Annotated in this window: 12 protein-coding genes; 6 read left to right on the top strand and 6 right to left on the bottom strand. The window is 54.1% G+C overall.

Annotated features, from left to right (window positions below; genetic code table 11):
• Nucleotides 1-125 precede the first annotated feature (125 nt).
• Entirely contained in the window at nucleotides 126-1730 is a 1605-nt protein-coding gene (locus GOV87_RS18780) for a Na/Pi cotransporter family protein (RefSeq protein WP_171212816.1), read from the bottom strand.
• Nucleotides 1731-2073: 343 nt separating this feature from the next.
• Here GOV87_RS18780 and GOV87_RS18775 point away from each other — a divergent pair, with 343 nt between their 5' ends.
• Both GOV87_RS18775 and GOV87_RS18770 read left to right on the top strand, forming a co-directional pair.
• A complete protein-coding gene (locus tag GOV87_RS18775; RefSeq protein WP_171212787.1) occupies nucleotides 2074-3387 on the top strand; it encodes an APC family permease in 1314 nt (437 codons plus the stop codon).
• Nucleotides 3388-3430: 43 nt separating this feature from the next.
• Nucleotides 3431-5047 (top strand): hypothetical protein, encoded by a 1617-nt coding sequence (locus GOV87_RS18770; RefSeq protein WP_171124658.1) that lies wholly within the window; start codon nucleotides 3431-3433, stop codon nucleotides 5045-5047.
• Here GOV87_RS18770 and GOV87_RS18765 read toward each other — a convergent pair whose 3' ends face one another.
• Nucleotides 5048-6640, bottom strand: coding sequence for a trypsin-like peptidase domain-containing protein (locus GOV87_RS18765; RefSeq protein WP_171212786.1), 1593 nt, complete (start codon nucleotides 6638-6640; stop codon nucleotides 5048-5050).
• Nucleotides 6641-6859: 219 nt separating this feature from the next.
• The gene (locus tag GOV87_RS18760) at nucleotides 6860-7363 is read right to left on the bottom strand and encodes an Hsp20/alpha crystallin family protein (RefSeq protein WP_171212785.1); all 504 of its coding nucleotides are present in this window, start codon (nucleotides 7361-7363) and stop codon (nucleotides 6860-6862) included.
• Between the two features lie 280 nt (nucleotides 7364-7643).
• Between GOV87_RS18760 and GOV87_RS18755 the strand changes: the two genes are divergently transcribed.
• The 3 genes from GOV87_RS18755 (at nucleotide 7644) to GOV87_RS18745 (ending at nucleotide 10918) form a co-directional block, all read left to right on the top strand.
• Entirely contained in the window at nucleotides 7644-8948 is a 1305-nt protein-coding gene (locus GOV87_RS18755; RefSeq protein ID WP_171212784.1) for a ferredoxin reductase family protein, read from the top strand.
• Nucleotides 8949-9275: 327 nt separating this feature from the next.
• Nucleotides 9276-9614, top strand: a complete 339-nt coding sequence (locus GOV87_RS18750; RefSeq protein WP_171212783.1) for a flavodoxin domain-containing protein — start codon at nucleotides 9276-9278, stop codon at nucleotides 9612-9614.
• The gene (locus GOV87_RS18745) at nucleotides 9611-10918 is read left to right on the top strand and encodes a recombinase family protein (RefSeq protein ID WP_171212782.1); all 1308 of its coding nucleotides are present in this window, start codon (nucleotides 9611-9613) and stop codon (nucleotides 10916-10918) included. The genes GOV87_RS18750 and GOV87_RS18745 overlap by 4 nt, the downstream gene beginning before the upstream one ends.
• A gap of 88 nt (nucleotides 10919-11006) precedes the next feature.
• Here the strand turns inward: GOV87_RS18745 and GOV87_RS18740 are convergent, their stop codons facing one another.
• The 3 genes from GOV87_RS18740 to GOV87_RS20615 all read right to left on the bottom strand — a co-directional run bounded on the left by GOV87_RS18740 (nucleotide 11007) and on the right by GOV87_RS20615 (nucleotide 16543).
• Nucleotides 11007-12311, bottom strand: a complete 1305-nt coding sequence (locus GOV87_RS18740) for an HlyD family type I secretion periplasmic adaptor subunit (protein WP_171212781.1) — start codon at nucleotides 12309-12311, stop codon at nucleotides 11007-11009.
• Nucleotides 12311-14035 (bottom strand): type I secretion system permease/ATPase, encoded by a 1725-nt coding sequence (locus GOV87_RS18735; RefSeq protein WP_171212780.1) that lies wholly within the window; start codon nucleotides 14033-14035, stop codon nucleotides 12311-12313. Before GOV87_RS18735 ends, GOV87_RS18740 begins: the two co-directional genes overlap by 1 nt.
• A gap of 276 nt (nucleotides 14036-14311) precedes the next feature.
• A complete protein-coding gene (locus GOV87_RS20615) occupies nucleotides 14312-16543 on the bottom strand; it encodes an Ig-like domain-containing protein (RefSeq protein ID WP_171212779.1) in 2232 nt (743 codons plus the stop codon).
• Nucleotides 16544-17077: 534 nt separating this feature from the next.
• Here GOV87_RS20615 and GOV87_RS18725 point away from each other — a divergent pair.
• Nucleotides 17078-20412 (top strand): DUF5801 repeats-in-toxin domain-containing protein (locus tag GOV87_RS18725; protein ID WP_217360904.1); only part of this gene is annotated, 3335 nt, incomplete at its 3' end.

Raw genomic sequence — 20412 nt, 5'->3', positions numbered from 1 at the left:
TATTAATGCGCATCCTTAAGAAACTTCTTTGACCTCGCTCATGTTGCACCCTTCAGCACGAAGATTGGCGTTTAGGTCGAATGGCGCTTGAGCACGTGCCAAATCTAATCAAGGCCAGCCTCCAACTACGCCACGTCGTCATTGACCTCAGCACCCTTGCGCCCAGACGGCACTCCTTCCAATGCGTTCAAATGCCAGCGAATTCGCCAGAGGTGATAAGACACCCGATGCAGCCATCTGAGAGCATCCAACCGAGCCCAAACGACGTCGTCCGGCAGACTGTCAGTTGCAGCGTCGGAGATGAGCAAGTCTCTGCGAAGTTTCCTCTGTCGCCGCATAAAACGGCGAAGACGGTTCAGCGTGCTTTCACACTGCACTGGATTGTCGATCTCCAAATAGCCGTCAGTCGCTGTAATCAACACCGAAGCAAGCCGTTTCAAACGCCGGTCTTTTGGTAACTCGCTTATCCGATCATCTTGGCTACACCGGTAAAGCAGCCGGTCAAGATGGTCGAGGACATGGTACATACCCTTGATGCTGGATATCTCTGCGTCGGACCTGCTGGGCAGTTCAATCTTGTCTAGGTACGAGCGCGCTTCCGATACAGCAGTCTCAATGCTGTCCCGCCCATAGTCGGGTCCGCTTGGCTGAGATGCCCCGATACATGACCGAAGGTGCGCCACTTCGGCCCTTACAATTTGTTCGACTGCGGCTTTTGCTGCATCCACCGCTATTTCCGGCATCCCGAGGACGAGAGGATCCAGAGGTCTCGTTAAGTCAGCCCCTTTGTCGGATACGAGCGCCTCGACAAATCTGGCGAAAGGTTTCGCGAACGGCAAGATCAGCGCCACACCTATGGCGTTGAAGAAACTATGGAACGCGACAAGCGCGGTCAGAGAGTTTCCAGCCCCCGTCCCGCTTACAAAGACCGCAGTAAACGGCCCTAGCAGGAAAAATGCCATTGCCCCTGTCATCACGTTGTAGATCACATGAGCAAAACCGGTGCGGCGCGCCATCGTGCCCCCACCCAAGGTGGCCAGAACAGCGGTGAAAGTTGTCCCCACGTCCATTCCAATGACCAGTGCCGCTGCTTGGGGGAAGTTCACGGCACCGGCGCTCAACGCAGCCAATGCCGTTGCAACACCAGCACTCGAAGACTGCGTCACCATGGTGATAACGACACCGATCAATACAAGCTTCAGCCTGCCCAGCAGCGTATCAGGTGGAAAATCGGCAGGGGTAACTACGCCGCGAAAGGCGTCAAGCCCGGATTTGAGTTGCTCGATCCCAATGAAAATCAAGCTGAATCCGGCCAACGCCAGCCCAAGGCCGGCAACCGCTTTCCTTCCCGAAAGCGCCAGCAAAGCCCCAACAAAAACAACGGGCAACATCACTTGCCCCGACTCTAACTTGAACCCCAAGAGCGCGACGAGCCAACCTGTCATGGTAGTTCCGATATTGGCCCCAAAGATGATCCCAAGCGCTTGGGGAAACGTGAGCAGACCAGACGCGACAAATCCGACGGCCGCAACTGTGGTCGCACTGGAAGATTGGATTGCAGCTGTCGTGACCGCGCCTGTTACGGCCCCGGTAAACGGTGTCGACGTGAACCGGCCCAAAATATCCCGCAGTCGCGCCCCTGCCAAAGCCTTCAATCCGTCCGTCATCAACAGCATTCCGACAAGGAACAGGCCGATGCCGCCCAAGGCTGGTAACAGGTTCCAAAACATCACGAATAGCTTTCCACCCTAAATCTCACACCGCCTAACACGTTTGCTTTGCCTTTAAGTTCGACGACAAACGACAGTTGGTTTGCGTTCAGCCTCGCAGACCCGACGCCGCGAGTTGATTGACATAGATCAAAGCACCAACATGAAATACATAGTGAAATTCGAATGTTTCAACATATTCTACGTTCACCGTCCTGTCCCCAAGTAACACAAAGGTGAACGGAATTTTGAAGGAGTGGAGGTTCCACCCACGGGGGCTCGGCAGGAGTGATGGCGAGCCCCCAGTTAGTTGATTGGCGCCGAATGCGCCCAGACGTTGAGACACAAGGCATTCGGTGCAGCTTTGACCAAAGGATTAAGTCGCTGCGCCAATCGAGACAAAAAGAGAAGGACGCCACTGACGGCGTTCGGAATGGGCAGTTGGCGGAAATCACTTATGAACTCTGTTGATCCAAACGAACAGAAACTCAGACGGGCCCTTACTACCCCGTTGCTCACGCTTTATGGCCTTGGGGTAACGGTCGGAGCTGGCATTTACGTTTTAGTCGGTGCAACAGCAGACATTGCCGGACCGTTTGCGGCGTTGTCGTTCGTTGTAGCTGCGCTCGTCGTATCACTCACCGCGCTTTCGTATGCAGAACTCGCAACTCGATTTCCTGTCAGCGCAGGTGAAGCAGCCTATGTTGAGGCCGGATTTCGGAAAAACTGGATGGCGGTTTTCGTTGGGCTCGCGGTGGCAGCCTCGGGCGTTATCTCCGCTTCTGCCGTTGCGATTGGCGCAGCATCATACCTTCACGCTTTGACCGGTTTTGCGATCCCTATTTTGACTATCAGTGTTGTTTTGATCATGGGTCTAATCGCGCTTTGGGGGATCACTGAGTCGGTCTTTGTCGCGGCTGTCATCACGATCATTGAGATCGCAGGTCTTCTTTTTGTGATTGGCTGGGGCATGTCGATCCAAGATCCGCAGGGATATGGGATCAGTTCGATGCTTCCGCCGCTGGAACTCGACGCGTGGAGAGGCATTTTCGCAGCATCACTTCTCGCCTTCTTTGCATTTGTTGGCTTTGAGGACATGGCCAATGTCGCTGAAGAGGTTAAAGACCCTGTGCGCACCATCCCAAAAGCGATTATGCTAACGCTCGTTCTGGCGACCGTGTTGTATCTTGGAACCTCAATGACCGTTCTACTTGTTGTTCCGATCGATGTTCTTTCGACGTCCGCAGCACCCCTCGCGCTTGTGTTTTCAAACGCCCCCGAGGTGATTAAACAGGGCTTTTCCGCAGTCGCGATTGTGGCGACAGTCAACGGAGTACTGATCCAGATGATCATGGCCTCGCGGGTGATCTACGGACTAGCTGACCGTGACCATTTGCCGAAGGTTCTGGCGATAGTCCCTAAAGCAACACAGACACCAGTAGTTGCTACTTTGCTGGTCGTGGCGATCATCGTACTGCTGACTCAAACTTTACCGATTGGTACTCTGGCAGAGCGCACATCCCAGATCGTTCTGGGTGTCTTTGTACTTGTCAACATTTCGCTGATCCTGCTGAAGATGCAGACGGACGAGGCTGCCAAGCACGTCCGCGTTCCTCTTATGGTACCGATCCTTGGGGTGATCACCAGCGCATTGCTTTTCGGATCTGGATTTCTCTAACTAAATACAACGACCCAAAGGCTTGCACGAGCTACCACGGCATATGACGACTGACCAAACTTCTATAGGATCAAAACTCTCGGCCTGGTGGCATAGAACGTTTGTGGATCTAGTTCAGCAGCTGCAATGGTCCTATCTGCCGCCATTGATGGTCTATTTTGCGGCCGGCGTGTCCGGCCTGACCTCGGTCGTCGGCGCTTTTTTCCTGAAAGATTACCTCGATTTATCCGCCTCTTTCGTTGCAGGACTCGCGTTTTGGGCCGGTATCCCTTGGATCCTCAAAATGCCGCTTGGCCATGTCGTGGACCTGTTCTGGCGCTGGAAGTCCCTGCTGATACTGTTCGGCGCATCCCTGATCACATTCTCTTTGCTCACAATGTATGGGCTTGTGACCGCTCCCGTGCAAATGGCGTCCATTATGCCACTGGAAGACTGGTATGTCGTCGCGTTGCTATTGGCGCCTTCGGGCTATGCCATTCAGGACGTTGTTGCCGACGCCATGACGGTTGAGGCGGTGCCAAAGGTTGACCCAAACGGCCTACCATTTTCGCCTGAAGAAACCCGTGCTCAGCACACGACGATGCAAACCTTGGGCAGAGTTTCCATTATTTCAGGGTTTGCCGCGGTTGCGGCTGTAAACATCTGGATTTTCTCTGGAAAAGAGGACTTGCAAAAGCCCGATCGTCTTGCACTTTATGGCCAAGTTTACCTGATAGCTCTGGCTATCCCTGTATTGTCCGTAAGCGGCGTCGTCCTTCACAGCTTGATCCAGCGTCAGCGTATAAGATCGGGCCACCCGCCCTACACACCGGATGAAGTCACCGAAGTCAAATGGTCCATATTGCTGGGCGGCCTGGCATTCGTTGTGCTTAGCATCGTGCTGGGAACCGCTGATTTCGAATTTGCGCAGGAAACAGTCTTTGCGGTTTCCCTGGCGGTAATCTTGTACCTCATGTCGCGCCTGCTCAAAGAGCTGGAACCGGCCCAAGCCAAAGCCTTAATCGGGACAGCGACAATCATTTTTGTTTTCCGTGCCGTTCCTCTGCCGGGACCAGGCCTGACTTGGTTTGAAATCGATGAACTGGGGTTCGATGAACAATTCCTAGCAATTCTGGCTCTGTTAACTTCGCTGCTGGCGTTGCTGGGGTTAATCGTTCTCCGGCCGTTTATGGCCAATCGCTCCATTGCGCATGTGGTAGCATTGCTGACGATCGCCGCGGGCGTTCTCGCACTGCCCAACCTTGCCCTCTACTACGGTGTACATGAATGGACGGCGGCGCATACCGGCGGAGTTGTCGACGCAAGGTTCATTGCCATTCTTGATACAGCGGTTGAATCGCCGCTTGGGCAGATTGCCATGGTCCCGATGTTGGCTTGGATCGCACGCAATGCCCCAGTTCAATTGAAAGCGACCTTTTTTGCCGTGATGGCATCGTTCACAAACATGGCATTGTCGGCCAGCAGCCTCAGCACCAAGTACCTCAACCAGACGTACGTAATCACGCGCGCTGTCACCAACCCTGAGACCGGTGAGGTCACGTCCACCGCGGACTATAGTCAACTTGGATACTTGCTGATCTCTGTGGCCGTGATCTCAGTGATCGTTCCACTGGCTACAGTGTTCGTCGTTCAAAACTCGCGCTTCCGAACGAGCGAATGATTACTGGCTTTCCACCTCTCCCAGCAGAACTCTGAGATGTGAGACCGGGACGCCGATGTTTGAACCACCAAACTCGGGCAGGATCGCAGCATTGATGGCAACTACTTCGCCCCGCCGATTCAATGCTGGCCCTCCGCTCCCACCGGTCGTAGTCTCAGCGTCATAAACGATGGCGCTCCCACTCGTCCGCGCAACGATCCCCCGGCTTGCTAGCGGGTGAATCTTGCTTTGAGCGGAAAGCCGGGACGCTATCGACCAAAAGTTCATCGTTCCTTCTGCCTCCAGTTCCTCTAGAAAGCTCGGACCAGCCTGCGCGATCAAAGCTTTCAAACCCGTTGGATATCCCAACAGATAAAGCTCTTCACCGACGCGCGACGTGGCATCCGCCAAAGGAAGGCCGCGGTCCTGAACGCGGCTTGGCTCAACTGCCAAAATCGCCAAGTCTGCCGCTTCACTGAACCGGACCAAACGCGCCTCTATTGGTTTCGTCTGATCAGGCAAATAGGCCAGCAGCCTCAACATCTCTGGCTCAAGACCAGCGTCGCTCAGCGCTTTCTCTCGGTTCCCCGAGGTCCAGGGCAAAGCGACATGGCGGTTGGTGGCCATCAATGGCACCCCAGCAATCAAAAACCCTGTTCCGGTGAACTGAAATTCTGCAGGTTCGCCGGTCCCGTCCGGTTCTATCCAAGGCTGGCCAAACGGGGTCCTCTGGTTTTCTCCGTTCGGTCCCAAAACGTGCCGCAATATCTTCCCGCTTTCCACGTGGCGCAATCCATAAGCCCCCTGAAGGAAAGCTACAGATCGAGTGGAGGCAGCTATCACCCGTGTGGGTGCCCCCGCCCGTTGCTCCAAGGTTCCAAGACGCTGCTCGGTCGACAAAACCTGGTTCTCAAAAGCGTCACGCAACGAAGCCAAGTCATCAGGCGTAAGCGCGTCTTCTCGCGTCTGAGCGAGCATAACTGCGACCGCTTCAATCTTGCGGGACTCCTGTTCAATACTATCCGCCAAGCGCCGGTCGTTTTGGTAAAGCAGGTACCCAAACCACGCGATCACAAGAAGCGTCGAAAGAACTGTGATCCTGAACAATATCGTCGTTTGAGAGGCAAGCCGCCGCCCACTATCGCGCAGGGCACCAGACATCTTTTTAGCGAAAGGTCGACGGCTCGTTCGGGTGTAAGCATATGCATCACTGAGGATATCCTCGACTGTATGGTGCGCGGGAAATGAGTGATCGCACAACCTGTATCGAGACATAGGACCCATTTCGCCAAACTCGATCATGTCGCCATGGTTAAGAGACGCCGATGAGGTTTTTTGTCCGTTTACCCATACATTGCGCCCTACCGATGCGGTTATTGTGTAACCGTCGTCAGCCCACTGTAGGGTCGCAATATCGTTATCATGGGGAGGCAGGTTGTCTTTAGGTCGAAGGTTTAGCACCCTGCCATTGTCAACTGAAACCGTTAGGGTTTTATCTACAAGCCAGTTCACGTTTCCGCGCGAGGGTCCGGTCAGGCTCTCCAGAAAGGCTCGCACCTCACCTTCACCAGCATTTCCTGAGGATGTAATGCTACTCGCTTCTGGTTTTCGCATTATGGCCCCCTATCCAAACGCGTGAGGGCATTCTACCACGCTGCAACACCAAACCCATGGCCTGGTGCGAATGTACAAAAAACGCATTTATACAAACACTTGCGATACCTGCCCGGATTCAACCAAAGACACTTATCAGGCCGCAACTCTAAGAAGGCCGATCCATGATCGACCCTCTGCATTGGCATTTTTTTGCATGGTATCGAGCCAACAGACCGTCTATTTCGACGATACCTTGATCTTACGGCTTGGATTCTGAGGCTCAGACTTCGGCATTTCGATGTGCAGAACGCCTTTGTCAAATTCAGCTGAAATCTTGTCGATTTCCACAGTGTCTGGCAGCGACATGGCTCTAGAAAAACTGCCATAGCTTCTTTCGCTGACACGTAGATCGCCCGTTTCATCATGCGCAATCTTCTTCTGACCGCGCAGGATTAGCCTGCGATCCTTGATTTCAATTTCCACATCATCCTCTTCGAGCCCTGGCAATTCAGCCGTCAGGACAATCGCAGAATCCGTTTCTTGGACATCGATTGCAGGTGAAATCGCACCTGTCATGTCAAGAGACGGAAAACCCGTGCGTTGCGCAGCCGTTTCCATTGGTAGGAAAGGTGATCCTCCCCCGAAAAAACGCGACATCAGGGTTTCCATTTCACGCCAAAAGTTGTCGGAGAGCGGATGCGTTCCAGTGAAAAGTTGCGGGGATTTTTTGTCTTCTAGCATTTTTTGAGCCTCCTCCTTTGGTCTGATTTCGCGCGCGCAACATTATGACAGAAAAAGCCGTCAAGGACCTTGATCTTGCGCAAGCATGCAACCTCATCCTTCGCCAGATCGCACGCACCGGTTGAACGAACAGAATCGGGTAACATCGCCCACCAAGCTTGCCATGTCGTGGTGGATTTAACACCAATCTCAGTAGTCTTGATCGGAACCCCAGGTCAGCCTAGCGTTTATTTTGAATGAGCCCGAGCTGCCTAGCTTTAGCACAGTGGAGCGAAACCGTATGAAATGGCTTTATCTGGCGCTGATTTACGTTTTGCTGATCTTGGCTCCCTTGGGTTTTTCTTGGTCTCTGGGATGGCCACCACGATCCTTTCATCAAGAGCTCGCGTCCGGGCTTGGAATGCTTGCGTTTTCAATAATCTTAGTCGAGTTCCTGCTGTCTGGGCGGTTCAGGTTCATCTCTTCCGGCTTGGGTATGGATGTGACCATGCGGGTGCATCAGTTGATGGCGCGTACAGCACTCGGCTTTGCGCTGATACACCCGCTTCTGTATCAGGGTACGCCTTCTGGCGGACGCCGACCATGGGATGAAACAAATCAAATTACGATTTTGACCGACTTTTCAGCGCTGGTATCGGGCATCGGCGCATATTTTTTACTGTTCATTCTGGTCGCCTCGGCAACTGCCCGTAAATCCCTTGATTACAAGTACGAGACATGGCGCCTCTTTCACGGGCTGGGAGCCTTGGTGATTGCTTGCCTGCTGTTGCACCACACGGTCTATGCTGGGCGCTACGGTGGGCATCCGCTATTGGCGTATCTCTGGCTTACCCTGACCAGTATTGCAGTTGGAACTGTGCTGTATGTCTATCTCGTTCGGCCTTTACGTCAGAGGAAAAGGCCGTGGCGCGTCACTTCTGTGTCTCGACTAACACCGAGGCAATGGGAGTTTCGCATCAAGCCAGATGGTCACAACGGACTAACCTTCGAAGCAGGGCAGTTTGCCTGGCTAAACGTCGGCCACAGTGCTTTCTCGCTGCACGAGAACCCATTCTCGATTAGTTCGGCACCAGCCGAAGGCTCCGAAGTTTCATTCCTGATAAAGGAACTTGGGGATTTTACATGCAGTCTCGGACAGATCGCCCCGCAAACCCGGGTCTATCTGGATGCCCCACATGGGAATCTGTCGATCAGCCACCGCCCTGAGACAGGAATTGTTTTAATCGCAGGTGGTGTCGGGATCGCGCCCATGTTGAGCATTATGCGTCAAGTTCGACTGAGTAGAACACAGCGCGATCTCAAGCTTATCTATGGCAACCGGGTGGAGGAGCAGATTGTTTTTCGCCAGGAATTGTCCAAAGAAGAAACAGTATTTGTTCTATCCGAACCGCCAAGGGATTGGTCCGGAGAGACAGGCTTGATCGACGGTCCCCTGTTGGATCGCAATTTGTCTTCTGAACAATTTGAAAGCTGGCTTTTTGTTCTCTGCGGCCCCCCTGCCATGATGGACGCCGTCGAAGATCATCTGATCGCACGGGGCACCGCGCCCCACCGGATTTTGTCTGAAAGGTTTGACTATGATTAGACTGCTCAGAAACCTGCCCACACGCAAACAGGTGAAGTTCGCAGTTTGGTGCATCAGTTTCATAGTCTTCATCGCTGTCTTGGCCTTTTCCTTACGGTAACCAGGCAGACTATTGAGCCTTGGCTAACTTCAAAATTATCAGCCGAAAAAGGCTGATTTGCGTGGAGATGTATGTCGTCGCGAACTTACTCAAAAGACATGATCTGCGTGGACAGAAAAGGAATTTCACAACTCTCCCAAGTAACGCCTTTGATGGAGTTCAAGGGCAAAGCACGCCTCTTATTCATAATCAGCAATCTATTCAGACCGATTTATGGGAGGATCGGAATGACCGTACTCATCGCCTTCGCTACAGTTGAAGGCCAGACAGCAAAGATTGCGCGCTTCATCAGCAGTGTCGCGAAGAATGCCGGTTTCAATGCAAAGCTGTTCAATACCGATGAAATGTCCAGCCACGTATCGCTTGACGATGTGGTCAAGGTTGTTCTTCTGGCCCCTGTCCACGAGCGTAGACACCCCGAGTCATTCGAGGCTTTTGTCGCTTCAAATAGAGATGCCCTAATGAAACGAAAGTCTCTCGTGCTTTCCATCGGTCTAAAAGCTGCTTTCGTGTCAGGTCGAGAAGAAGCGCGCGACTATCTCAACGAAATGCTAAGGGGACCATGAACCAACTGTTCCTCAAAGACCTGGCCGACAAAACCCGGCGTGGTCTCCGCGGGCGGGTCGAGCTTGGCCGTTCCGGCGGCGGCAACAGCTATGGTTACGACGTCGTCCGGCGTCTTGGGCCCGACGGCCAACCCGTCACGGGAGAACGAATGATCAACGCAGCGGAAGCTGAGATTATCCGGCAGGTATTACATAACTTCACCGAAGGGCACTCCCCGAAAGCCATTGCGCGCCGCCTGAACACCGAGGGTGTCCCCGGTCCCCGTGGCAAGTTATGGCGTGACACCGCCAATCGAGGGCACCGAGTGCGTGGGACGGGCCTTCTCAACAATGAGCTTTATTTCGGCCGCCTGGTTTGGAACCGGCTGCGCTACATCAAGGACCCGGAGACCGGAAGACGTGTTTCCCGTCTCAACGATCCGTCCAAATGGATCATCGCGGAGGTCCCTGAGCTGCGGATCGTCGGGGATGAACTTTGGGAGGCCGTCAAGCAGCGACAAGGTGAGATCGAGGCCGAGCCCCGCGTCAAAGCCATCAAGGAAACCAAGTTTTGGGAGAAGCGTCGCAAGAAGCACCTTTTGACAGGTCTTGCATTCTGCGGCACCTGCGGAGGGCCACTCGCCACAGTCGGGCGCGACTACCTCGCCTGCTCTGCCGCTCGCAAACTCGGTACTTGTTCCCATAAGCAATCCATTCGTCGCAATGTCCTGGAAGACGCCGTTCTGGATTTGCTTCGTCAGCGTCTGATGCAGCCCGACGCAGTGGCCACTTTTACCAAGTCCTTCAGCGAAGCCGCCAACGCAGAAGCAGGCACAGCGGAGGTAGCCCGGACGCGTCTGCAATCCGAGCGGGACAAAGCTGCGCGCAAACTGAATGGGTTTTATGATGCAATCTCTGAGGGCATTCGCACCCCCGGACTTCAAGCGAGGCTCGAAGAACTCGAAGCGCAGATTGCCGATCTTGAGGCGAAGCTGTCTGAGCCTGCGCCCTCACCGGTGCGACTGCACCCAAATCTGTCCGAACTCTATCGCTCCAAGGTCTCCGATCTTGCACAGGCGCTATCGGATCCGTCGATCCGCACAGGGGCTTTGGAGATCATTCGGAGCCTGATCGAACGTGTCTCGGACCAACATGAACGGGATGGCGTGCAGATCGAACTGGAGGGTGCGCTGGCAGCAATGATTGGGCTGGCCCAGAACGACAAAAGCCACCTTGCGGCGGCTTGTTCGAGACTCTGTTTGCTAAAATTGGTTGCGGGAGCAGGATTTGGCCTTTGCCGAACGTCCTCAAAATTGACGTCCTAACGATACTCCCGTGCGCAACTCTTAGCTTAGTCATGATAAGTAGAAAAGTTTGGACGTATGCACCACCGGCATTATTGGGGCCGGTGAATTAATCCTCGCGAAACGCACGCTGAAAATACACAGTGAGCGGTTGCGTCAGATAACTTAGCGGAGTCCGGTTCTCGGTCTTGAGGAAGGCTTCGGCCGGCATGCCTGGGACAAGTGAGACATTTTCCAGGGCCTCGAGCGATGCCGCGTCGGGCATGAGGATCGCCTCGTAGAACGTTTCGCCTGTGGCTTCATCTCGCGCAGCATCAGCGGCAACGCGGACGACTTTACCTGCAACTTCCGGAGTCGTGCGTCGATTGAACGTGGTAAACATCAGCGATACATCCTGACCGGTGTAGACCTGCTCGATATCTGTCGGTGATATCCGTGCGGACACGTGAAGCGGTTGATCTCCGGGCACGATATACATCATTGGATCGGCTGCACGGACTACAGACTGTTCTGCAAAGACGCTTGATCCAAAAGTAATGCCGGCGACAGGCGCTCGGACATCGAGTCGGGACAGCCTTTCGATAAGCCCAAGACGCTGCTCTACCAATTCGAGTTCGTTGAAACCTAAGTCCCTTAATCGGCTTATTGCTTCTTCGCGGCGTTGGTCAAAAAGATTAAGTCTCTGGATTTCCAAACCTGATATCTGCGCGCGCGCTTCGGCAACGCGCGCCGTCAGACTGCCGATTTCTCCTTCGAGCTTAGCTTGGGCGCGTTGCAATTCGAGGAGGCGCGACGATTTCGTCAGTCCCTGATCAAAGAGGTTTTGTACATCAGCCAGTTCCTGCTCGATGAGCTTGAGCTGGCGATCAAGTGCCCTGCGCTGCGCCTCTACGCCTTCAATTTGTTGTGCAACTTGAGTCTTCTGTTCAGCTATTTGCTGGGCGTTTTGCGCGAGTGATATGCGACGCGCTTGAAAAAGACGTTTCTGCCCTTCTAGTTGCTCCGTGATTTTGTCATCTGGCACTAAAATCAGCTCTGGAGGAGTGTCGAATGTCACGTTCTCAACGTCATCACGCTCGGCTTCGAAGCGCGCCATGCGCGCGAAGATTTCCAAGAGCTGACCTTCGACGATCGCGAGTTCATTTTTGAGAAATGTATCGTCGAACCGCACAAGCACATCGCCGGCAGCCACTAGATCGCCATCGCGCGCGAAAATAGCCCCAACCACCCCACCGTCTGGATGCTGGATCACCTGCCGCTCGCTTTCAACCTCAATCACCCCGGAGGCCACCACGGCACCGGCAATCTGCGTCTTGACGCTCCAAACCCCAAGGACACCCAAGATCACGATGATCGCCGTTGCACCAATTGTGGTTGGCACGACGGCACTCCAGCTCTCCTTCTGTTCTGACATCAGCTTGTCTTTCCGCTGACGACGCTTTGAACCTGGTTGGCATTCTTCAACGTCGACTTAATAACTTCGTCTCGCGGGCCCTGCGCCGCGACTTTACCCTGGTCCAGAATAACCAGGTTGTTACACTCTGAGATCGCCGTCGGTCGATGAGTCATAATAACAACGGCTCTGTTGTCCGCCTTCATTTCCCGCACGACCGAGTTTAGGGCCTCAGATCCATCAGCATCCAGTGCCGAGTTCGGCTCGTCGAGGACCAAAAGCACAGGATCGCGATAAAGCGCGCGAGCCAATGCAAGCCGTTGCTTTTGTCCACCCGACAATTGCGCATCGTGGGTTCCGATCCGAGTATTGTACCCGTCAGGGAGTTTCTGAATAATGCCGTGCACCCGCGCTTTTTTAGCGGCCTTGATGACAAGTTCAGAATCCGGGTTTAAGTCCATTTGCGCGATGTTTTCGGCGACGCTACCATCAAAAAGCACAACGTCCTGTGGAAGATAGCCAATATGCTGACCCAATTGTTCCGGGCCATAATGTTCCAGCTTGGCCCCATTTAGGCGCACCTCGCCGGCGACGGGCGTCACAAGACCTACGATCACGCGAGCAAGAGTGGTTTTGCCGGAGCCGCTCTTTCCGATTACACCGAGCGATTCTCCTGGCGAAACCTGGACCTTCACGTATTTCAGGATCGGTTCATCGCCTCGGCGGACAACGACAGACACATCATTGATAAGGAGTTTGGCCTCGGGTCGCGGTAACTCAAGAGTTGGCTCACGCTCGCAGTTGTCGGCAAGAAAGGTTTTCAGGCGCTTCCTGCCAGATAGCGCATTCTGCACGATTTGCCAGCTTCCAAGGCTCTGCTCGACCGGTGCGAGAGCACGACCCATCAGAATAGAGGCCGCAATCATGGCTCCTGCGCTGATTTCATTTTGTAAAACGAGCCAGGCACCAACCGCCAGAATTGCAGATTGAAGGAAGAGCCTGAATGCTTTGCTACTGGCGGTGAAAGAGCCCGTCCAATCGGTGGCAGCGATCGTGCGTTTAACACCTTCCGCTCGCATGTCTTGCCACCGCTTTACCATTGCTTGCGACATGCCCTGTGCCCAGATGAGTTCGCCCCCTTCTTCGGCTTGATCCGCGAAGCGATCTGCCCGGTGTGAGAGCCCGTTGGCCTCGGTAAGCCTTTTATAAGTTACGAATTGGTTAATGAAAGCGACAGCGATCAGAGTCAGGCCGCCTGCGCCGGCCATCCATCCCAGATAGGGATGGAAGATAAAAATGCAGCCAATAAAAATGGGGGTCCATGGAAGATCCAGTAGCGACAAGAAAACTGGAGCTGTGAAGAAAGTTCGAATTGAGGCCAGCGCGTCGAGCGGGGCGGTCTGCTTATGTTGTCCACCCCGTACGGCAGTGTCTTCAAGTACGGCTCGGAAAACGGACTCGTCGAAAGCCGTCTGAAACCGGGCACCGGCACGCGCAGCGATGCGTCCGCGGGCAAACTCGATGAGCCCGTAAAACAGGTAAAGGATCGCGACAAGACCGAACAGGGCAACCAGGGTTTCCTCTGATCGAGAGGCAAGCACCCGGTCATAGACCTGAAGCATGAAGAGAGGCCCTGTCAGCATCAAAAGATTGGTGAAAATGCTGAAAACGATGACCGTTGCGACAAGCCGGCGAATATGCGGTCGGATCTTCTTAGGTTTGTCGCCACCGGTAGTCGAAACCATAAGAGATGCCCGCCAATACATTCTGTAAACGACAGTGATTTTGAAACCGGCTCCATCTCAGCACAAAATAGGTAGGGTTCTCAAGGAAATTTCCCTAATGGAGTCGCGAGGTGTCATTGCAAACTTGTCTGCTTTGCCCTGAAGTTGGCAGCCTCCTAATATCGGTCTCATTTATCCCGATTATTCTGCAGAAGTTTTACCAACCAAAGCCCTCCCTCGTCTCAAACCTGTTCGTTCCGACAGAGCCAGCGGTGCTTACAGTGCTAAAATTGCAGATTATGCGACCCCGAAGACTACATCGTCACTTGTCAGGTACAGAACATTATCAAGATGGATTGAGCCACCGGAATACTCTACCAAAACCCCAGAATCCTGCGTCGTGACTGTCAGGTCGTCAATCGACGTCTCTGGACCGCTGAATGCAAGTACATCTTGTCCGTTCGTGAAATCAGAAATCTGGTCATTTCCGTTGGAGCCGTCGAAATCGAAATCGAAATAGTCATCTCCGCCACCGCCGAACAAGACATCATTTCCGCCGCCCCCGAAAATGTAATTGTCGCCATCATTGCCAACTATCGTATCATCGAAAGAAGAGCCAATAGCGTCTTCGATCTCTGTCCCATGAGCGATAGCAATGTTGTTGCTACCTGACTGGCTAACGGTACTAAATGAACCCTCGCGCAAATCGATTTCAACGCCATGCGTTGAAGCTGAGAGGTCGATGGCATCACGCCCACCCGCATCCCAGATTATTTCCACAGTCTCGGACAACGCATCGAAGTCATATACGTCGTCGGTTGTTCTAGTGGTCTCGTTGGCTCCATATACATATTGGATAGCCGCGACGTCATACAATAACATCGAACTTGCCTCGCCGTCGAAGGACGGATGCACATAATCCGACATCACAGTATATTGCCGATTCAACTCATCAAGCGGCAGGTTTTCTGGGTGCTGAAGCCCCAATACATGCCCGATTTCATGAATCAGCGTTTTATATTCCTCAGTCCCAGGCTCAAAAGAAAGTCCTGACAATGATGAATCGATCCAGACATCTCCGGCAGGTGCACCAACTGTATAGGCATTCGGATAATAGGCTAACCCTCGGGCGGACCCGCCGATATCCGCGATCCCGAATACAATGCTGGCTTCTTCAAGTGGGGCTTCGACGAACGTAATGTTCGCGAACTCCGAAATACTGGAAAGCGCGCTACGCGTAATCGCCTGCATTTCTGCCGTGAAAGCTTCGAAGTCAGTCCAGGCAAAATGGCCGTCGTGGTAGTAATCCGGTGTCGCAGAAGCGAAAGAATAAGTTACAATGACGCTTGTCCCGACCGGATCGTTGGGGTTCAGACGATAATCGTCTCCTACAATCAGCCCAGTAACATAGTAAGGGACTTCCGGCTCTGAGGCACCCTCGACTTCTATTGTCACAACGGCGGAAGAACTACCTCCGTGACCGTCTTCAACCGTATAGCTGAAGGCGTCGGTGCCGGTGAAACCCATGGCCGCAGTATAGCTGAACGTCCCGTCGGCGTTCACAACGACTGATCCATTGTTGGTGCTGACCGCATCGTATTGCGTAATGGTCAGCGTATCACCATCGCCGTCGCTGTCATTGTCGAGAATACTGGCCGAACTCTCGAGAGTTTCACCCTCAGCGGCCATAAAGGTATCGTTGACAGCGACTGGGGCCGAGTTGCCGTCTACAATCTCCATCGTCACCTGCGCAGTCGAGGTGCGCCCTTGGTCGTCAACAACGGTATAGCTGAAAGTGTCCGCGCCAGAGACTCCTTCATAAGGAACATAAGTGAGGGTCCCGTCTTCGTTGATTGTTACTGCACCGGACACACCTTCCGTTACAGAAGCTATTCGCAATCCCGCGCCAAGGTCATTCGTCAGAACAGCCAGGATCACCGCACCATCCCTCTGCACCGTCCCATAGTCGTCAAGTGCTTGCGGCGAATCAGCGTTAGGATCGTCGGGCGTTTCCAAGTCTACGACCAACAAATCTATGTCAGAAAAGGACAGCACCTCGACATCTATCAGGTAGTCCCGCTCGCCAGAAGAAGAGGTGACATAAATACTTTCACCCACTATTTCGAAAGAGTAGTCTTCCAACTTCCCTTCAAAGCGAACGGTGTCATACCCCTCGCCACCGTCGATCAGGTCAAATCCCTCACCGCCCAGCAAAGTATCGTCGCCAGCAAAACCCAGAATCGTGTCGTCGCCATCCAAGCCAGAAAAAATGTTGTCCCCGTCGTTGCCTTCGAGAACATTGTCAAGCTCATTGCCGGTTCCGTTAAGATCGTCGGCGCCATCCAGGAAAAGGTTTTCCACATTATCATCAAGCGCATAGTCCACGCTCGAGACAACGGTATCTATACCGCCATTCTTTCTTTCGCTAACGGAAATTCCAGATGTATGCACGATATAGGTATCGTCTCCGCGCCCACCTTTTAGCACGGTATTGCCGCCGTGACCGGCGCTGCCCTTGCCCTTAGCCATCGCTTGTCCTCAAACTTCCCGCTTTTGTAACTTTTGCGGTTGGATTGTTGATAAAACCCGAACAATGGTGGTCGCAAGAGCTGCCGAAATTTGAGCGTTTTTTGGGCAGGACTTTGCTCGAAAAGCAGGCAAAAAATCACATAGCGGAACCTACCTTTACGCGAACCACCCTTGACGCACTCGCCTGACCTTTTGAAAACGTTGAGAAATTTGGAACAATGTGGTAGCGTGCTGCCACAGTTTGAAGGAGAACCTGTTATCTGGCATGGGGGTGCCAATGTCGCGGTTCACATCTCTTAAAGTCAAAAAATCGAAATTGTAGAAACCTAAGCTGTGCGAATCCGTTTCAGCGGTGCACGGCCTATTTGTGACTTTATCTGGCTCATCATCTGCCCCCACCAAAGCCGTCTCCTTCTGAGTACATTATTGCGTCTTGATTGACTGCTGGAATCTGAAGTTATCCGAGACATAGAATTTGAGCGGTGCATCTCGTTGTCTTCATTGCTTCCAGTGTAAACCATTGGGGGAAGTATTATGGCACTTACGATTAATATTGACGGCATTACTGGTATTGATGAATCCCTTGGTGACCAACGGCAAGACATTGTTGGAACCCCTGCCGTTTTCCCGACTGATGTAGAGTCGGTTTTCAACACCGCGTTGGCGGCCTATAGCGCAACAGTCACAGGCTATAGCGTGGCAGTCGGTGATGCGATTGAGATCGCGGGCGATCCCACTGACGGAACCGGCGGCAATGATGTGCAGATCACCGCTGATCCCCCGATCACTGGGCTGAGCCTGACCGATGACAGCGGGTTCTTATTCGATGGTACGTTTGATTCCGGCCTCGACTCGCTTGCGGGAAACAACATCAACCTCTTGTCGGCTGCGAACGATAATGTCGTTTTGGGAATTGATTCGGTTACCCAGGAAGTCATCTTTGCGATTTACCTGGAAGAAGTCACTGATCCGGTTAGCGGCAATATCATCGGCGGCGATTTCTGGATCGCCTTATTCGAGCCGATAAAACATCCGGATGGGAGCAACCCCGACGATGTAGTGGATTTAGCCAATAAAGTCTTTGTCTCGGCCGAGCAGGTCATCGACTTTTCATTCGAGGGCGCCCCGTCCGGCCAGAATGAATTCATGGCCTTCAGCTCGGGGAACGTTACGATTGTGGCCTCCGGCGAGGCCAACGGCGATTCAGTGAACAGTGGCCAGGGTGCCAATCTGGGCGACGGTTCAGATAAAACCGCGCTTGGTACCAACTCTCAGGACATTGGCGCTGGAGAGATTTTGAACTTCAATTTCACCACTGGGTTTGACACCGAATATATCGTACCCGGGCTGACCCCCACCGAGGCCAGTGACCAGAACAACATTCTATTCACGGACGTGTTCCAGACGACCGGTGCGGCGTTCAATGTTGTGAAGGTCACTGGAGGTGGCCCAACCACAAACCCCTTGGTCCATCTGTCTGCGTGGAATACCGAAGGCGCGGGCATAAATCTTGAGACCGGAACAGATTTCATATCCGGCCATAGCGATGATGTTCAGGTGAACATTACCGCAGTCTTCGTGAATGGTGTCGACGTCACCGGCGACCCAACGATGGTTCAGGATAACGGTGACGGCACATTTACCGTAATCGGCGCGGTTGAAAATGACCGGATCAGTATCGTGGCTCCGTCCTTCAACCGGATAGCGATCAAAAACGACGGCGATGATCAGGTCGCGTTCAGTATTCAGGCCTTCAGCCTGGAAAGCACCTCCTCCGAACGGGCCGAGGCGGGGTCCAAGCTCGATTTTTACGACGATGGCCCTTCCCAAGGCGCACAGGATGTCAATCTGACGGTTTATGAGGACGCCTTGACCGGCGGCAACCTTGACGGCTCGGGTGACGTGCTGGTCGCGACTGACAATCTGAGCGGCATATTCCAATCTGGCCAGGACGCACCGGGCCTGGGTTTTGGCGCGGATGCGACGAAAGACGGAACGACGCTGAACAGTGACGATGGTCAAACATTTGACGTTGAGGTGAATAAAGGTGTTAACGTCGACGTGGGCGGCACGACCTATAACGACGAAGTCATCCTGTCGATCAGCAGCACCGATCATCTCCGGGTTCTTGTGAATACCGACGGAGATATCCGGCTGGAACTACTCGCCGCTGTCGAGCACGGCGCGGTGACGACGGGCAACCCCGATAACGACATCCTCGGGATTGGTCTTGGGGAACTCTTCGAAGCCTTTGACGAGGATGGTGACAAGCAGAACTTCTCAGCGAATGATGTCCGTGGCCTCATTGAGGACGACGCACCACTCTTCGACATCGAGCTTGGTACAGGTGGATTGCAGACAGACGATGCAGATCTGGCAGGCGGTCCGGACACCGACACCAAGGGCATCGGCGAATTGTTTACGGTCGAAACCAATTCACCAGGTGCCGACGGTAACGGTGGCCTTGTCTACTCCCTGGCATTGAGCGCTGCCTCAGTTACAACGACTTTGAAGGACACCGCCACCGGCAACACAGTGTACCTGTTTGACGAACTCGGCGACATCGTCGGTCGTGAAGGTACGGATGCCTCGAACGCCGCAACCGGCGATGTCGTGTTCTCGGTCTCGGTCAACAGCAGCACCGGCGCGGTGACGCTGACCCAGGAACGGGCGGTCGAACACAGTACGGCTGACACTGAAGCGCCATATAACGGCGACGCTGTCGGGCTGGGTCTTGGTGCCGGGGATTACATTAACCTGGTCGGCACTCTCAGCGATACTGAGACACCGCCAGACCAAGCCACCGATGCCGTCAACATTGCGCCTGCCATCTCGTTCACCGATGACGGGCCGGCCTTTGCCATGACCCTTGGCACCGCAGACCTGCAGACGGATGATGCCGATCTGACGGGAGGTCCGGATACGGACACCGAAGGTGTGGGCGATCTGTTCAACGTGACCACGAATGATCCGGGTGAAGATGGTCTGGGCGCGCTGGTCTACAGTCTTGAACTGGGCAACAATGCCGGGTCGGTGACCCTGAAAGACACCGCCACCGGAGATACCGTGGTTCTCAGCAACAATGCTGGCGTCATCGAGGGCAAAAACTCGTTCGGCGACGTCGTGTTCTCGGTCTCGGTCGTCAGCAGCACCGGCGCGGTGACGCTGACCCAGAACCGGGCGGTCGAACACAGTTCGGCAGATACCTCGGGCTATGCTTCGGATATCACCGGATTGGGCGCGGCCCTGACCGATGCGATCCGTCTGGTCGGCACCCTCAGCGATGCCGAGACCGCCGCAGATACCGCGACGGACTATGTCGACCTCACCCAAAAAATCTCGTTCACCGATGACGGGCCGGCCTTTGCCATGACCCTTGGCACCGCAGACCTGCAGACGGATGATGCCGATCTGACGGGAGGTCCGGATACGGACACCGAAGGTGTGGGCGATCTGTTCAACGTGACCACGAATGATCCGGGTGAAGATGGTCTGGGCGCGCTGGTCTACAGTCTTGAACTGGGCAACAATGCCGGGTCGGTGACCCTGAAAGACACCGCCACCGGAGATACCGTGGTTCTCAGCAACAATGCTGGCGTCATCGAGGGCAAAAACTCGTTCGGCGACGTCGTGTTCTCGGTCTCGGTCGTCAGCAGCACCGGCGCGGTGACGCTGACCCAGAACCGGGCGGTCGAACACAGTTCGGCAGATACCTCGGGCTATGCTTCGGATATCACCGGATTGGGCGCGGCCCTGACCGATGCGATCCGTCTGGTCGGCACCCTCAGCGATGCCGAGACCGCCGCAGATACCGCGACGGACTATGTCGACCTCACCCAAAAAATCTCGTTCACCGATGACGGGCCGGC

It is taken from the genome of Ruegeria sp. HKCCA5426 (genome assembly GCF_013034585.1).
In the GTDB taxonomy this organism is placed as follows: domain Bacteria; phylum Pseudomonadota; class Alphaproteobacteria; order Rhodobacterales; family Rhodobacteraceae; genus Ruegeria.
This window is presented reverse-complemented; position numbering and strand designations above follow the sequence as displayed.

Bases quoted from the DNA above. Each gene is read 5' to 3' on its own strand.
- GOV87_RS18745 (WP_171212782.1), top strand. From the start codon at position 9,611: ATGAACCAACTGTTCCTCAAAGACCTGGCCGACAAAACCCGGCGTGGT.
- GOV87_RS18740 (WP_171212781.1), bottom strand. From the start codon at position 12,311: ATGTCAGAACAGAAGGAGAGCTGGAGTGCCGTCGTGCCAACCACAATT.
- GOV87_RS18760 (WP_171212785.1), bottom strand. From the start codon at position 7,363: ATGCTAGAAGACAAAAAATCCCCGCAACTTTTCACTGGAACGCATCCG.
- GOV87_RS18755 (WP_171212784.1), top strand. From the start codon at position 7,644: ATGAAATGGCTTTATCTGGCGCTGATTTACGTTTTGCTGATCTTGGCT.
- GOV87_RS18735 (WP_171212780.1), bottom strand. From the start codon at position 14,035: ATGGTTTCGACTACCGGTGGCGACAAACCTAAGAAGATCCGACCGCAT.
- GOV87_RS18770 (WP_171124658.1), top strand. From the start codon at position 3,431: ATGACGACTGACCAAACTTCTATAGGATCAAAACTCTCGGCCTGGTGG.
- GOV87_RS18750 (WP_171212783.1), top strand. From the start codon at position 9,276: ATGACCGTACTCATCGCCTTCGCTACAGTTGAAGGCCAGACAGCAAAG.
- GOV87_RS18765 (WP_171212786.1), bottom strand. From the start codon at position 6,640: ATGCGAAAACCAGAAGCGAGTAGCATTACATCCTCAGGAAATGCTGGT.
- GOV87_RS18780 (WP_171212816.1), bottom strand. From the start codon at position 1,730: ATGTTTTGGAACCTGTTACCAGCCTTGGGCGGCATCGGCCTGTTCCTT.
- GOV87_RS20615 (WP_171212779.1), bottom strand. From the start codon at position 16,543: ATGGCTAAGGGCAAGGGCAGCGCCGGTCACGGCGGCAATACCGTGCTA.